A 14683-nucleotide genomic window follows, 5' to 3' on the forward strand; every position below is an offset into this window, starting at 1 on the left:
CATGCCGACAGACCGCGCTGCCACCGAACCTGTCATGCCCGAGCCACCCGGCCCCGACTCCGTGCCGGCGGTGACGCCGGAGCGGGTGCTGGCCGCCCTCGCCCTGCTCGTGCCCATCGTCGCGATGCTCTGGGTGAGCTCGTACGACAAGACCGGCCCCGAGGTGGGCGGGGTGCCGTTCTTCTACTGGTACCAGCTGCTCTGGGTGCCGGTCTCGGCCGTCTTCACGGTCGCGGCCTACCTGCTGGTCAACCGGGACGAGAAGGCCCGCAAGGCCGCCCGGAAGGCGGGTGGCGCGCGATGAAGGACGTCAACGTGCCCGCCCTGGCGGTGTTCGTGCTCTTCTTCCTGCTGGTCACGGTGATGGGCTTCCTGGCCTCGCGCTGGCGCAAGGCCGACGACGCCCTGCACCTGGACGAGTGGGGCCTCGGCGGCCGCAGCTTCGGGACCTGGGTCACCTGGTTCCTGCTCGGCGGCGACCTCTACACCGCGTACACCTTCGTGGCCGTCCCGGCGGCGGTCTACGCGACCGGCGCGGCGGGGTTCTTCGCCGTCCCGTACACGATCATCGCGTACCCGCTGGTCTTCCTCTTCCTGCCCCGGCTCTGGTCGGTCTCCCGGGTGCACGGGTACGTCACCCCGGCCGACTTCGTGCGCGGGCGGTACGGCTCCAAGCCGCTCGCGCTGGTGGTCGCGCTGACCGGCATCCTGGCCACCATGCCGTACATCGCGCTGCAGCTGGTCGGCATCCAGGCGGTGCTGGACGTGCTGGGCGTCGGCGGCGGCGAGAACGCCAACTGGTTCGTCAAGGACCTGCCGCTGTTCATCGCCTTCGGCGTGCTGGCCGCGTACACCTACTCCTCGGGGCTGCGGGCGCCGGCGCTGATCGCCTTCGTCAAGGACACCCTGATCTACATCGTGATCATCGTCGCGGTGATCTACATCCCGCTGCGGCTCGGCGGCTACGGCCACATCTTCGACGCGGTCGGCCAGAAGTTCAGCGCCCCCAAGGCGGCCGGCTCGCTCACCGTGCCGGAGAACAAGCAGTGGACGTACGCCACCCTGGCGCTGGGCTCGGCGATGGCGCTGTTCATGTACCCGCACTCGGTGACCGGGGTCCTGGCCTCGAAGTCCCGCAACACCGTGCGCCGCAACATGGCGATCATGCCGGCGTACTCGCTGATGCTCGGCCTGCTGGCGCTGCTCGGCTTCATGGCGGTCGCGGCCGGGATCGGCAAGGGCGACAAGAAGTTCAACGCCCAGCTCTCGGTGCCGCAGCTGTTCGAGGACATGTTCCCGGACTGGTTCACCGGCGTCGCGTTCGCGGCGATCGGGATCGGCGCCCTGGTGCCGGCGGCCATCATGTCGATCGCGGCGGCCAACCTGTTCACCCGCAACGTCTACAAGGAGTTCCTGAAGCCGGCCGCCACCCCGGCCGACGAGACCCGGGTCGCCAAGATCGCCTCGCTGCTGGTCAAGGTCGGCGCGCTGGTCTTCGTGCTCACCATGGACAAGCAGGCGGCGATCAACCTGCAGCTGCTGGGCGGTCTGTGGATCCTGCAGACCTTCGTCTCGATCGTCGGCGGCCTCTTCACCCGCTGGTTCCACCACTGGGCGCTGTTCGCCGGCTGGGCCGTCGGCATGATCTACGGCACCTGGGAGGCCTACGACATCGCCAGCCCCGCCACCAAGCACTTCGGCGGCAACGCGGCCGAGATCCCCGGCATCGGCGAGCTCGGCTACATCGGGCTGACCGCGTTCGTGATCAACCTGCTGGTCGCCGTGGTGCTCACGCTGGTGCTGAAGGCGGTCAAGGCGCCCGAGGGCCCGGACGAGACCCGCCCCGGCGACTACAGCGCCGAAACCGGCGACGACGAGCTGAAGAACGCGCCGGAGCCCGTATCGGCGCACTGACAACCCCTGCGCGCGCCCTGTGGTCGCGCCGTCTCCTCCGTGAACACTGGAGGAGACGGCGCGATCATATGTATGAACGGCCGCACACACAGGGCACCACCAGACCGGACCGGCAGCCGGCCGGCAACTGATCGACCCACGGGGAGCAGCGGCGATGGCAGACCTGCGCACCACACTCAACGGCCAGCACCACTCCGCCCACGCGGCTGGTGGGCCGCCCGTCCCGGCCGCCAACGGCCTCACCGCCGACGGGACCGCGGCGCCCGCCCCGCTGCCGTCCGTCCTGATCGCCACCCGGCACGGCGAGTCCACCGCCAACGTGGAGTTCCAGCTGGCGGAGGCGGCCGGCGCGCTGAGCGTGCCGATCAGCTGCCGGGACGCCGACATCCCGCTCTCGCTGCAGGGCCGGCAGCAGGCCCAGGCGCTCGGGCGCTGGTGGGCCGGCCTGCCCAGCGCCGACCGGCCGCGCAGCGTCTGGTGCTCGCCGTACGTGCGCACCGCCGAGACCGCCCGGTTCGCGCTGGCGCAGGCGGCCGGGCTGGGCGCGGTGCCGGTCTCGCTGGGCATCCGCTACGACGAGCGGCTGCGCGACCGCGAGCTCGGCATCCTGGAGATGCTGCCGAAGGCCGCGATCGAGGCCAAGTACCCGGAGGAGGCGGCCAGACGCCGCAAGATGGGCGAGCTGTACTACCGCCCGCCGGGCGGGGAGTCCTGGGCCGACGTCGCCCTGCGGGTGCGCAGCCTGCTGCGCGACGTCTGCGCCGAGGAGGCCGGCCGGCCGGTGCTGCTGGTGGCGCACGACTGCACGGTGCTGATGCTCCGCTACGCGCTCGACCGGCTGACCGAGGATCAGCTGACCGCGCTCGGGCCGGTCAACAACTGCTCGACCAGCCTCTGGCGGGCGGAGGGCGGCCGGCTGCGGCCGGACCACTGGAACGAGACCGGTCACCTGGCCGTCGACTGACGGGCGGTCGGGCGCGCAGGCGCGCGGGCGTGCTGACGCGCGGGCGGGGTGGCGGGCGGGCAGCCGGCGGCCCGCCCGGCGTCAGCCGGCCGCCGGCTCGGCGAAGCAGCGGCGGTACGCCAGCGGGGTCGTGCCCAGCCTGCGGCCGAAGTGGTGGCGCAACGTCGCCGCGTTGCCGAAGCCGCAGCGGGCGGCGATCGCGTCCACCGGCTCGGCGGTCGACTCCAGCAAGCGCTGGGCCAGCAGCAGGCGCTGCCCGACCAGCCAGCGGTGCGGAGTGGTCCCGGTCTCCTGCTGGAAGCGCCGGGCGAAGGTGCGCGGCGACATGTGCGCCCGGGCCGCCAGCTGCTCGACGGTGGACTCCCGGTCCAGGTGGTGGCGCATCCAGTCCAGCACCGGGGCGAGGGAGTCGCCGTCCCCCTCCGGCAGCGGACGGGCGACGAACTGCGCCTGCCCGCCCTCCCGGTGCGGGGCCACCACCATCCGGCGGGCGATCGCCCGGGCCACCTCGGCTCCCTGGAGCCGGCGCACCAGGTGCAGGCACGCGTCGATGCCGGCCGCGGTGCCGGCCGAGGTGATCACCGGGTCGTCGTCGACGTAGAGCACGTCCGGCTCGACCGTGGTCAGCGGGTGGCGGGCGGCCAGCTCGTCGGTGTACCGCCAGTGCGTGGTGGAGCGGCGGCCGTCGAGCAGCCCGGCGGCGCCCAGCAGGAAGGCCCCGCTGCAGATCGAGAGCGCCCGGGCGCCGCCGTCCACCGCCGCCCGGAGGGCGTCCAGCAGCGGCTCCGGGTGGTCCTCGCGGACGCCGGTCGCGGTGACCACCACCAGGTCGGCCTCGGCCAGGCGCTCCGGGCCGTGCGGCACGTCGACGGTGAAGCCGGCGTGGGTCCGGTGCGGCCCGGGGCGGGCGCCGGCGATGGCGAAGTCGTACCGGGGCAGGCCGTCGTCGCTCCGGTCCAGGCCGAACACCTCTGCGGCCACCCCGAGTTCGAAGGGGTGGACCTCCTCCAGCACCACCGCGACCACGTTCTTCAGCATGCCGCCAGGATGCCCCGCGCCCCCGGCCGCGGGGAAGGGGTCGACTGGCAGTTTTTCGATGCGATCAGGCATTCCTGCCACTCGTCGACGGGTCGCCACGGCGGAAGAGTGGAGCCATGGACTCCGACACGATCGCCAGCGCACTCGCCATCGCCGGGGCCGTCGGCGGCTTCGGACTGCTCGGCGGCCTGATCGGGCGCGAGGCCGCCCGGGGCGCCGCCGCCGGCCGCGACAACTGGCACCGCCCCGGCGGCTACCCCGTCGACCCCGCCCTGCCCGACCGGCTGTACGGCACCATGCCGGCCGCCTCGCTTCGGCCCTCCGCCGACCCGGCCACCGGCCCGTCCGCCGTCCCGGCTGCCGTCCCGTCCAGCGACCCGTCCGCCGACCCGGCCCCGGGCGGCCGCGACGGCTCCGGCACACTGACCGCATGGACATCGTCATCCGCCACGCCCGTGAAGAGGACCTCGAAGCAGCCGGCCGGGTCTCCGTCGAGGCTTTCGTCGGCGACGGCTACACCTCGCCCGGGAGTGGGTACGTCGACCTCCTGCGCGACACCGCCCGCCGGTCCCGGGAGGCCGAACTCCTCGTCGCGGTCGACGCGGTCGAGGGGAGCGTCCTCGGCTGCGTGACCTTCGCCGTGGGCGGCACCGAGTGGGCCGACATCGCGGAGCCGCACGAGGGCGAGATCAGGATGCTGGCCACCGCCGCGGCCGCCCGCGGCCGGGGCGTCGGCGAGACGCTGGTCCGCGCCGCCATCGACCGCAGCCGCGAACTCGGCCTGGCCGGGATGGCGTTCTCCACCCGCCCCGAGATGACGACCGCTCACCGCATCTACGAGCGGCTCGGTTTCCGGCGCGCACCGGAGCGGGACTGGGCGCCGTACCCGGGGATGGACCTGATGGTCTACACGATGGCCTTCTGACGGCCCGGTACCGGGAGCGCGCCGGCTCCCGGGGGCGGCGCCGCTCCCGGGCCCCGCCGGCCCCGGCCGTGCCGGCGCCGGAGCGGGTCACTTCCTCTTCTCGTGCCCCGGCGCGACGTAGATGGTGTACCGGCCGTGCTGGCCGCTCTGGACCACCGCGACCACCCGGTAGCCGGCGGCCTTGAGGGTGGGCTGGATCGCCTTGTCCGTGGCGGCGGTCTGGGTGAAGTCCAGGACCACCACCTTCCACTCGTGCGCCTCGATGCCGGCCTGGATCGCCGGCACCCCGACCTGCTGCTTGCCGGTGGTCGGGTCCTTCCGGTAGACCGCCACCAGGTCGTGCCACTGCTGCCAGTTGGTCGACTCGCGCAGGTAGTAGGCCGGCACGTTGTAGTTCTCGACCAGGTACCGGTCCGTGCCCTTGGAGACGTACGGCTCCAGCGCCGCCACGAAGGATTCGGTGTTCGACCACTCGCCGAACATCTCCCGGCCCTGGGCCGACCCCGCCCAGCCGAGCGGGCCGATCACCAGGGCGGCGACCACGATCCCGACCGTGACGTGGATCCGGTCCTTCAGCAGGACGACCACCCGGGCCAGCAGCGCGCCCACCACGATGCAGGAGAACCAGGCCCCGAAGTCGACGTGCTTCTGCAGCGAGAGCCAGGTGTGGATGCGGATCTGGTTCGCCGGCGCCAGCACACCGGCGGCCAGCAGCACGGCGGCGAGGCAGGCCTCGGACCACGCGGCGCCGCCGCGCCGGCGTGCGGCCAGCAGTTGCACCACCGCTCCGACCAGCGCCAGCACCACCAGGGCGCCCACCCACTTGGCGGCCTCGGAGGCCACGTACGAGTAGGCGTCGTGCCCCGGGGCGCGCTTGAGCGTGGTGTGGTTGAAGCCGTTGATGTAGCGCTCGCCGGCCAGCAGCGCCGCGACGCCGACCCCGGCCACGAAGACCAGCAGGAGCTGCAGCCCGCGCTTCCACCGCGCCCACGCGCCGGGCGTCCCGCCCGCACCGGCGAAGACCGCCACTGCGCACACCACCGGCACCCAGAGCAGCGCGGCGTACTTGGTGCAGCCGGCCAGCGCCAGCAGCAGGCCGGACAGGACCATGCTGGGGTAGCCGCCGCCGGTGGTCAGCCGCACCGCAAGGTAGCCGGCCCAGGCCAGCAGGGCCAGGGCCATCGAGTCGTAGGTGGCCAGGCCGCCCAGGAACTGGGTGGGCCCGAGCGCGGCGAAGGCCGCCGCCGCGCAGAAGGCGGCGAGGGAGCCGTGCAGCCGACGGGTCGCCAGGTGGACCGCCACGGTGGCGGAGAGCATGAACGCCATGCTCAGCAGCCGCGCGGTGGTCAGGCCGCCGAGCATGTCGGCCAGCGCCACGACCACCGGGTAGATCAGCGGGGAGCCGGAGAAGAAGGTCTCGTACGTCGCGACCGGGGTGCCGTGTGCGAGGTTGGCGATCTCCTGGTAGCCCGCGTAGATGTAGGTGCCCTCGTCCACGAAGGCGGTGTTGCTGCCGAGCAGGTGGAACGAGAGCCCGCCCTGGACGAGCAGCACGGCCAGCAGCGGCAGCAGGTCCGGCTTGAGGCCGGGCCGGGGTATCCGGACCGCCGGCTCCGTGGTGCGTCGCCGGCGTCCGCGCGCGGACGGCTGCTCGCCGCCGGACCGCCCGGACGGTCCGCCGCTCCCCGGTCGCGCCCCCGGGCCGGCCGCACCGGGCGGGCGGACGTCCGCGGAGGTGAGCACGGGCCGCCGGGTGGATACGGGCCGGATCCAACGGCCGTCGGCGCTCATCAGGTACTGCTCCTCAACTCAGGACCGCGTGCCCGGTGCGGCACGCCTCGGGCTCGGGACGACGAGTGGCGCCGGGGCAGCCCGCAGCCCCGGCGCCGTGGATGTCCGCGGCGAGCGTCGGCCCGCGGCGGGACCGGCTCAGCCGGTGAGCCAGCCCGCGGTGGGCGGGATCGCCGGCGGCGAGCTGGGGCCCGCGACGATCTTCACGATGTCGGCCTCCGGCAGCACCTGGTCCCAGGTCTGGACGTCCGCGACGGCCCCGTGCCAGGGATCGCTCCACTGCCCGTTCGAGCTGAGCCGCCCGAGCTGGAGCGCGTTGGTCCCGCTGCTCTGCACCGCGGCCGCCGGGGCCGAGGACTGCGCGGCACCGTTGACGTAGAGGGTGATCTGCTTGGCAGCCGAGTCGTAGACGCCGGTCAGCAGGGCCCACTGGTTGACCGTCGCGTCGCCCTTGGCCCAGGCGATCGCCGAACCGCCGCCCTGGAGCTGCACCTTGAAGTACCAGAGCTCGTGGCCGTTGTTCGTGCCACGGCCGAGCGAGAAGGAGTAGTACGGACCGTCACCCTGGCTGACCGCGGAGCGGACCCCGTTCGGCACGTCGACGAAGACCCGGGCGGACACGGTGAAGCTCTTGTTGGTGTCGACGACCGGCTGGGCGCTCTGCGCGAAGGAGTTCTGCCCGCTGGGCAGCTTGAGGACCTGTGAGGGGAAGCCTGCCACCGAGCCCGTCTTGGCGTCGGCGCCGAGGCCCAGGGCGGGGCCCCCCTTGGTCGCCGGCAGCGAGCCGACGGTCGGGGGACCGGCGATCGGCTTCGGGGTGGCGGTCGGCGTCGCGCTCGGGCCCTTGGTCGTCGCCTCCGCGGTCGGGGCGGCGGACGGCTGGGCCGCCGGGTCGTCCTTCTTGTCCTCCTTGAGCAGCACCACACCGCCGGCGGCAGCGGCACCGACCACCAGCACGGCCACGGCGGCCATGATGATCCGGAACCGGCGCTTGCGCTTGGCCTGCTCCTCGTTCTTGGCGGCCAGCGCCTCCCAGTCCGGGGTGGCGGCGGTCTGCGGCGGCGGGAAGCCGTTCTGCGGCGGCTGCGGCTGCGGCCACTGCGGCGCGGCAGCGCCGGGCGTACCGGGCGCACCGGCCGCGGTGGGCTGTCCGGGCGCGGGCGGCATCAGGCCGGCCGGCGCCCCGGGGGCGCCGGGCTGCCCCGGCGCAGGCGGAACGGGCGCGCCGGGCTGGAAGGGCGCAGGCGGAACGGGCGCGCCGGGGCCGGGCTGGACGGGCGCGCCGGGCGGCGGGCCGAACGCGCCGGCCGGCGGCTGCTGCGGTACACCGGCGGGCGGCTGCCCCGCGGCCGGGGGCACCGGACCGGTCGGCGGCTGCGCCGAGACCGGAGGCGCCGGTGCGGGTGCCGGAGCCGGCACCGGAGCAGGAGCAGGAGCAGGTACCGGACCGGGCGCGGGTATCGGGCCGGGCGCGGGCGCTGGAACGGCCGGCGGCTGCACGGCGGCCGGGGGCACCAGACCCGCCGCGGGCTGCACGGCGTCCTGCACCGGCGGGCCGAACGCGCCGGCCGGCGGCTGCTGCGGGGACCACCCCGGGGTCTGCTCCGGCTCGCCAGTCGGTACCGGTCGATCGCTCATGTGTCGGAATGGTAGGGCATCGGTGCCCCAACGCCCATGGAGGGTGTTGCGGCTGACGGGGCGGACCGACGCTACGCCAGTCCGTTGTACGGAAGCTTCCACTTCTGCCCGACCGCGCCCGCGCACGGCTTGAGGGTCACCGCCGTCCCGTCCGCGAGGACGCCGCCGACGGTGCTGAGGCACTGGCCCGACTCCATGTGCAGCAGGCTCTGGCCCGGCCCGGCCGCCCAGCGCTGCGGAGCCCCGCCGGTGCAGCGGGCCAGCGCCACGGTCCGGCCGTCCTCGGCCGGCGCCAGGCAGGCCGCACCGCCGCGCAGCGAGCCGTCGTTGCCGACGGTCCATCCCGTCGAGAGCGCCTGGTCGCCGCAGGAACCGACCGTCACCGGCGTCCCGGCCAGGCCCCCGCCGCCGTGCCGCAGGCAGATCCCGGGCGCGCCGGCCGGCACCTCGCCGGCCGGCAGGCCGACTCTGTTGTGGAAGGCGAACGCCCAGCTCTTCAGGCCGGTGCCGCCGCTCCAGATCTCGAAGCCCGCCTGCACCCGGCACAGGTACGACCCCGGCGGGACGTAGCCGCGGATCAGGGCGTCGGCGGTGAACAGCCGCAGGTTCAGCCCGTGGGCACTGTGCGTGTTCGCCGTCCGCACGTAACTGATGACGCTGTGCGGGCCGGTGATCGGCGCCTGGAAGACGTCGTAGGTGGCGTCGCCCAGGGTCTGGGCGTCCGTCACCTTGCTCCCGGCCGGCTTGACGCTGTCGGTGGAGTCCAGCCAGATCATCACCTCGGCGCTCTCGCCCGGGGCGCAGTTGTCGGGGTTGGGTCCGTACCAGAGGTCGTAGGAGACGTTGTAGGAGCCGGTCGCCTGGGCCGTGGCGTCCCAGTCGCTGGTCGCGTCGCCCAGCGCACTGACCGGGACGGGCAGTCCGCTCGCACCCGGCGCGGTGGAGATGTTGGGGTAGGCGCCCGGGGCGAGCGGCGCCTTGGGCGCGAGGTCGCGCAGCTCCGTCACCGTGAAGCCGGTCCCCTGGGTGTCCAGGCACAGCGTGCCGGAGGAGTTCCAGGGGTTGGTCTCGATCACCTTGGTGCCGCCGTCGACCAGCCGCTTGGGGAAGCGGACCTCCGGGGTCGAACAGAGCCTGCCGGAGCCGCTGTCCACCGGGTCGTCGGCGCCGGCCGCCGCGCTGGTGCGCGCGGGCGCCGGGGTCGCCTCGGCCGTGCAGCCGAGGAGCAGCACGGCCACCGTGCCGTGGGCGAGCAGCGCCCGCAACCCCCGCGCCAGCTGTGCGGCAGTGCCCTCCACGATGTCCTCCCTCTCCTGGTGACGGCCCAGCGGCCGCCAACCGTATACGTCTGCCCCCACATCACGATCGGAGATCGATGCCGGTTCCGGGCGCCCGGCCGGAGAGGAGGGTGGGATGCCCCCGGAGCCGGTCCCGTACGATCCTGACGTCCCAGTGGCCGCACACTGAACGGCCTTGGGTGGATTTGGACCACTTCAATACGGTTTCCGGGGGAGAGCGACGTGACTGTCACCGAGAGTGCACAGCTCGCGGGCAGTAGGAGGGCGGCCGCCTCACGCCGCAGGAGCCGGCCGGACGCGAGCGCCCGGGTCCAGCGCGGGCTGCTCCCGCAGCCGCCGGACGGCGTGGAGAAGTACTCCTACACCCGCAGCCACCTCTGGGTGCTCACCTGCTTCTCCCTCGTCAGCTTCGGCTCCATGGTGGCCAGCGAGATCGGCCTGGTCGGCGCCACCCCGTGGTTCTGGGTGTTCGTCCCGTTCCTCGCCTTCACGATCGTCTACTACCTGATATCCCGTTGGGTGCACGGCTTCAACGAGAGCTTCGACCTCAAGGCGCACCGCGCGCTGGTGAAGGCCTGGCGCCCGGAGCGGTACCCCACGGTCGACGTCTTCCTCCCGGTCGCCGGCGAGCCGATCGAGGTCCTGCACAACACCTGGACCCACGTCGCCAAGCTGCGCGACCAGTACCCGGGCGAGGTCACCCCGTACGTCCTGGACGACAGCGACAGCCCGGAACTCGCGCAGATGGCCGTCGACTTCGAGTTCGTCTACGGCACCCGGAACAACCGCGGGTGGTTCAAGAAGGCCGGCAACCTCCAGTTCGGCTTCCGCAACTCCGACAGCGACTACATCCTCATCCTCGACGCCGACTTCGCGCCCCGGGCCGATCTGCTCGACGAGCTGCTCCCCTACATGGAGAACGACCCCGAGCTGGGAATCGTTCAATCCCCGCAGTACTTCCGCATCCTCGACTCCCAGAACTGGATCGAGCGCGGCGCCGGGGCCGTCCAGGAGCTCTTCTACCGGACGGTCCAGGTCTCCCGGCAGCGCAACGACGGCGCGATCTGCGTCGGGAGCTGCGCCGTCTACCGGCGGGCCGCCCTGGAACAGAACGGCGGCACCACGCTGATCGAGCACTCCGAGGACGTCCACACCGGCTTCGACCTGCGCCGGCTGGGCTGGAACCTGCACTACGTGCCGATCGCCCTGGCGGCCGGGGTCTGCCCCGACAACGTGGGCGGCTTCTTCAACCAGCAGTACCGCTGGTGCACCGGCTCGATGAGCCTGCTGGGAAGCCGGAAGTTCTGGAGCACCAAGCTCCGCCCGATCACCCGGATGTGCTACATGTCCGGCTTCTTCTACTACATCCACACGGCCCTGTTCACCATCGTCTCCCCGCTGGTGCCGATCGTGCTGCTGGTCACGCGGCCCGACCTGATCCGGTGGGAGAACACGATGCTGGTGATCCCCGGCCTCGTGTACGCGACGCTCATCTTCCCGCTCTGGCACCGCAACCCCTACCGGCTGGAGGCCTGGGCGGCCCGGATGATGTACGGCTGGGCCCACGTCTTCGCCATCTGGGACATCCTGCGCCGCAACCGGATGGCCTGGCAGCCGACCGGCTCCAGCGGCGCCCGGAAGAACAAGACCCGCCGGTTCTGGATCGGCGTGATCGTCTGGGGCGGCGGGACCGCCCTGGCCTGGGTCGGCTTCGGGATCTGGCGCATGCTCACCATGGGCGCGCTCAACTTCGCGCTGGTGCTCGCGTCCGGCCTCTTCTACGCCGTCATCGTGGGCCGCGTCCTGGTCCAGCCGCGTCCCACGGAAGCTGTGTGATCACCGTGTCCGCCCACCGCCCCCGGGCCGGCCGCCGCCCGCTCGCCCTGATCGCCGTGCTGACCGCCGGCCTGCTGCTGACCACCGCCTGCGGCCCCGAGGACCCGGGCTTCGCCGTACCCGAGTCCGTCGCCGCGGAGGCGGCCGGCACCGGGACCGCCGCCGCGGCCGCCCCGGGCCACCGGAAGCCGGCCCCCGCCGACGTCCCCTACGACGTCACGCCGCTGCTCAAGCCGAGCCGCAAGTACCTGGGGACGGCCCTGGACGACGTCCCCGCGAAGATGGACCCGCTGAGCAGCTTCACCGCCATGATCGGCAAGCAGCCGAACGTCGTGGAGTACTACGCGAGCTGGGGCGACGGCTTCGACACCGCCGGCGTCCGGCGGATCTACGAGGCCGGGGCGCTGCCGTTCATGGCCTGGGAGCCGCACTCCCCCTCGATGGCGGCGATCGCGGCCGGCGAGACGGACGACTACGTCAAGGGCGTGGCCAAGGCGGCCGCCAAGCTCAACCTGCCCATCGCGATCAGCATCGCGCACGAGATGAACGGCGACTGGTACCCGTGGGGCCGGCAGGCCGCCAGCGCCGCCGACTTCGTCGGCGCCTGGCGCCGGATCCACGACATCTTCGACCGGGCCGGCGCGACCAACGTGATCTGGGTCTGGAGCCCGAACATCATCGTCCCGGCGCCCAACACCCGGCTCGCCCCGTACTACCCCGGGGACACCTACGTGGACTGGGCCGGTATGACCGGCTACTTCACCCTCACCGGCCCGAAGACCTTCGACACGCTCTACGGCGGGACCATGGCGGAGATCCGCGCCTTCTGCAAGAAGCCGTTCTTCATCAGCGAGACGGCCTCCCAGCAGGGGAAGCGCCAGCGCGCCGACATCGACCAGCTCTTCACCGGGATCGAGGCGCACGACGACATCGTCGGGTTCGTCTGGTTCAACATGGTGAAACGGGCGGACTGGCGCATCGAGACCTCCCCGCCGTCGCTCGCGGACTACAAGCAGCGCGTGTCCGATCCCCGCTACGGCTTCGACATCCGGAACCCATGATGCCCTCAGAGACCGACTCCCCCTGGTTCACCCCGCACACCCCGATCCGGACGGCGACGGCCGAGGACACCGCGCAGGCCGGGAGCGGAGCACACGGCCCCGGGCACCCGGACGAGCCTGCCCGGCTCCTCGACCCCGCGTACCAGGACGAGCCCGCATACCAGGACGAGCCCGCCTATCCGGACGACCTCTCGGCCCACCCGGACGACTCCGCCCACCAGGACGAACCCCCGTACCCCGACGACGGCCCGGCGCCCGCCGACCCGCGGTTCCACCCGTCCGACGGCCCGCCCGTGGAGCTGGCCCCGTACACGATCCCGGCCGTCCCCGCGACCGGCTGGGACCCTGCTCCCAGCCCCCGGCGGCGCTGGATCGGCCGCGCCCTGCTCTTCGCCGTGCTGGCCGTCCAGGCGGCGCTCTCGCTGCGCCTGCTCGGTGCCGCGCACCCCGACGAGGCCATCGCCATGATCGTCGGCCGGCAGGAGCTGGACCACCTGTTCGACGGCGCTCCCATGACGACCGACCTGGTCGACCGCATCCCCGGCGCGCCCTGGCTCTACCCGCCACTGGCCGGCGCCGCCGCGAACGCGAGCGGGATCTTCGGGGCCCGAGTGGTCAGCCTGGTCCTGGCCCTCGCCACCACCGTCCTCGCCTACTCACTGACCCGCCGCCTCTTCAACGAGCGCGTGGCCATCTGCGGCGCCGCCGCGTACGCCGTCGTGCAGTCCACCGTGGTCGTCGGCTTCTACGCGGCCCCGGACGCCCTCGCGATCGCCCTGGTCGCGGTCAGCGCCTGGATCGTCGTCCGTACCGCCCGCGGCCCGGTGGCCCTGGTGCTGCTGGCCGCGCCGGTGGCGGCCCTGGCGGTCGCCGCGGAGTACGCCGCGGTGGTCGCCCTGCCGGCCGTGCTCGCCCTCGCGGTGATCTCCGCCTCGGCCCGGAAGGGCCGCGGCCCGGCCGCCCTGCGGGCACTGCTCCTGGCCGTCGGCATCGTCGGGCTGCTGCTGCCGTTCGGCCTGCTGGACGACATCGCGGCCTGGTCGCCCACGCAGGGCCACGAGGCCCGGTCGGCCGGGTCGGTCCTGCTCTCCGCGGCCCGGTGGAGCGGCCTGTTCACGCTGCTCGCCTGCGCCGGGGCGGCCGCCTACGTGCGGCGCGAGCGGATGTACGAGTCGCCCGAGGACGACGAGATCACGGCCACCCGGCTTCGCCGCGCCGCGCTGAGCGCCGTCCTGTGCGGGACGGCCCTGCTGATCCCGGTCCTGTACGCCTGCCTGGGCACCCCGGGCGTGATGTTCCGGCACCTCGGGTTCGGCATGCTCTTCGCCGCGCCGCTGGCCGGCGTGGGCATCACCAGGCTGGTCGGCGCGCACTTCCGCAACCCCCAGCTGGGCATCCTGGTGTGGGTGGTGCTGCTCGCCCTCGGGCTGGAGCAGGCGTCCCTGCGGTACCAGGACGGTCCCGACTCCGGCCGGCTGCTCAGCGTGCTGCGCCTGCACGCCCAGCCGCACGGCCGCTACCTCACCGAGGTCGAGGGACTGCCGGAGTACTACCTGGGGAGCGTCAGCAAACCCGACCAGTGGTTCTCGGCCCGCCGGGGCACCGAGTACCAGGACCGGGCCGGCGTGGTGCACCGCGGCGACGACGGCACCGTCACCGCCGTCCGGGACGGCTGGTTCAACCTGGTCGTCCTCGACAGCACCGCTCCGAGCGCCATGAACCGGGCTCTCGCGGACGCTCTCGGGGCCGGCGGGCACTACCGCCTGATCGCTCAGTTCAGCTCCCCGACCGGCGATTCCGGCACGTACAAAGTGTTCCTCAGATACTGAGCGCAACGGGCCCGCAACCCGGGCTCGGCGACACGCCGCCACTACATATGGGGCCGTCATACTCAGTCGCCACTAGATGTATGCTCGTCCCTGCTGTCGACGCAGGGGAACCCGGTGGGAATCCGGGACTGCCCCGCAGCGGTGTGCGGGCGGCTCCAGCCGAGCCCGCGAGTCCGAGTACCTGCCGACGGTGTGCCGGTCGCCCTCCCCGCAGAGGCCTTCAGCACCAGTAGTACTTCCGGGCCTCGCGGGCGGGCCGGGGATGACACCGTCGCGCGACGCCGTCCGGCTGCCGCGCCGTGCTCCCCTGCCCCGAACGGCCCGGTGATTCGATCCACCGCCGCCGATCGCCGCCAGGAGAGAGCGCCTTGACCACCGCTGCCTCAGCC

11 protein-coding genes and 1 riboswitch are annotated in these 14683 nt (G+C 73.2%); of the genes, 7 read left to right on the forward strand and 4 right to left on the reverse strand.

Translation table 11 applies throughout. From position 1 onward, the window contains the following. Nucleotides 1-34 precede the first annotated feature (34 nt). The 3 genes from MCM47_RS31495 to MCM47_RS31505 all read left to right on the forward strand — a co-directional run bounded on the left by MCM47_RS31495 (nt 35) and on the right by MCM47_RS31505 (nt 2878). On the forward strand, nt 35-304 hold the full coding sequence (locus MCM47_RS31495) for a DUF3311 domain-containing protein (protein WP_238865369.1): 270 nt from the start codon (nt 35-37) through the stop codon (nt 302-304). Continuing rightward, on the forward strand, nt 301-1914 hold the full coding sequence (gene mctP, locus MCM47_RS31500; protein ID WP_238865370.1) for a monocarboxylate uptake permease MctP: 1614 nt from the start codon (nt 301-303) through the stop codon (nt 1912-1914). The genes MCM47_RS31495 and mctP overlap by 4 nt, the downstream gene beginning before the upstream one ends. Nucleotides 1915-2068: 154 nt before the next feature. Then, nucleotides 2069-2878, forward strand: a complete 810-nt coding sequence (locus MCM47_RS31505; protein WP_238865373.1) for a histidine phosphatase family protein — start codon at nt 2069-2071, stop codon at nt 2876-2878. 81 nt (nt 2879-2959) lie between these two features. Here MCM47_RS31505 and MCM47_RS31510 read toward each other — a convergent pair whose 3' ends face one another. Beyond that, nucleotides 2960-3916 carry a helix-turn-helix domain-containing protein gene (locus tag MCM47_RS31510; protein WP_238865375.1) on the reverse strand — a complete coding sequence of 319 codons (957 nt, stop codon included), beginning with the start codon at nt 3914-3916 and terminating at the stop codon, nt 2960-2962. Nucleotides 3917-4346: 430 nt separating this feature from the next. On the opposite strand from MCM47_RS31510, the gene MCM47_RS31515 reads away from it, so the two are divergent. Beyond that, nucleotides 4347-4841: a GNAT family N-acetyltransferase gene (locus tag MCM47_RS31515; protein ID WP_238865377.1), complete on the forward strand. Its 495-nt coding sequence runs from the start codon at nt 4347-4349 to the stop codon at nt 4839-4841. Between the two features lie 87 nt (nt 4842-4928). On the opposite strand, the gene MCM47_RS31520 is transcribed toward MCM47_RS31515, so the two are convergent. The 3 genes from MCM47_RS31520 to MCM47_RS31530 form a co-directional block, all read right to left on the reverse strand. Beyond that, nucleotides 4929-6632 carry a hypothetical protein gene (locus MCM47_RS31520; protein WP_238865379.1) on the reverse strand — a complete coding sequence of 568 codons (1704 nt, stop codon included), beginning with the start codon at nt 6630-6632 and terminating at the stop codon, nt 4929-4931. Nucleotides 6633-6770: 138 nt separating this feature from the next. Then, nucleotides 6771-7799, reverse strand: a complete 1029-nt coding sequence (locus tag MCM47_RS31525) for a LamG domain-containing protein (RefSeq protein WP_238865382.1) — start codon at nt 7797-7799, stop codon at nt 6771-6773. A gap of 542 nt (nt 7800-8341) precedes the next feature. Next, the gene (locus MCM47_RS31530) at nt 8342-9568 is read right to left on the reverse strand and encodes a ricin-type beta-trefoil lectin domain protein (protein ID WP_238865383.1); all 1227 of its coding nucleotides are present in this window, start codon (nt 9566-9568) and stop codon (nt 8342-8344) included. Nucleotides 9569-9985: 417 nt separating this feature from the next. On the opposite strand from MCM47_RS31530, the gene MCM47_RS31535 reads away from it, so the two are divergent. Genes MCM47_RS31535 through MCM47_RS31545 form a run of 3 tightly spaced genes read left to right on the forward strand, consistent with a single transcriptional unit; the run spans nt 9986 to nt 14294 of the window. Beyond that, complete coding sequence (locus tag MCM47_RS31535; protein WP_238865400.1) at nt 9986-11404, forward strand: glycosyltransferase family 2 protein; 1419 nt, start codon at nt 9986-9988, stop codon at nt 11402-11404. Further along, entirely contained in the window at nt 11401-12465 is a 1065-nt protein-coding gene (locus MCM47_RS31540; protein ID WP_238865384.1) for a glycosyl hydrolase, read from the forward strand. Before MCM47_RS31535 ends, MCM47_RS31540 begins: the two co-directional genes overlap by 4 nt. Next, nucleotides 12462-14294, forward strand: coding sequence for a glycosyltransferase family 39 protein (locus MCM47_RS31545; protein ID WP_238865385.1), 1833 nt, complete (start codon nt 12462-12464; stop codon nt 14292-14294). Before MCM47_RS31540 ends, MCM47_RS31545 begins: the two co-directional genes overlap by 4 nt. 63 nt (nt 14295-14357) lie before the next feature. After that, a riboswitch (cobalamin riboswitch) is annotated at nt 14358-14498 on the forward strand. The last annotated feature ends 185 nt before the right edge of the window (nt 14499-14683 follow it).

Source organism: Kitasatospora sp. A2-31 (genome assembly GCF_022288725.1).
Taxonomy (GTDB): domain Bacteria; phylum Actinomycetota; class Actinomycetes; order Streptomycetales; family Streptomycetaceae; genus Kitasatospora.

Bases quoted from the DNA above. Each gene is read 5' to 3' on its own strand.
- MCM47_RS31505 (WP_238865373.1), top strand. From the start codon at position 2,069: ATGGCAGACCTGCGCACCACACTCAACGGCCAGCACCACTCCGCCCAC.
- MCM47_RS31520 (WP_238865379.1), bottom strand. From the start codon at position 6,632: ATGAGCGCCGACGGCCGTTGGATCCGGCCCGTATCCACCCGGCGGCCC.
- MCM47_RS31515 (WP_238865377.1), top strand. From the start codon at position 4,347: ATGGACATCGTCATCCGCCACGCCCGTGAAGAGGACCTCGAAGCAGCC.
- MCM47_RS31535 (WP_238865400.1), top strand. From the start codon at position 9,986: ATGGTGGCCAGCGAGATCGGCCTGGTCGGCGCCACCCCGTGGTTCTGG.
- MCM47_RS31525 (WP_238865382.1), bottom strand. From the start codon at position 7,799: ATGCCGCCCGCGCCCGGACAGCCCACCGCGGCCGGTGCGCCCGGTACG.
- MCM47_RS31545 (WP_238865385.1), top strand. From the start codon at position 12,462: ATGATGCCCTCAGAGACCGACTCCCCCTGGTTCACCCCGCACACCCCG.
- MCM47_RS31495 (WP_238865369.1), top strand. From the start codon at position 35: ATGCCCGAGCCACCCGGCCCCGACTCCGTGCCGGCGGTGACGCCGGAG.
- MCM47_RS31510 (WP_238865375.1), bottom strand. From the start codon at position 3,916: ATGCTGAAGAACGTGGTCGCGGTGGTGCTGGAGGAGGTCCACCCCTTC.
- mctP (WP_238865370.1), top strand. From the start codon at position 301: ATGAAGGACGTCAACGTGCCCGCCCTGGCGGTGTTCGTGCTCTTCTTC.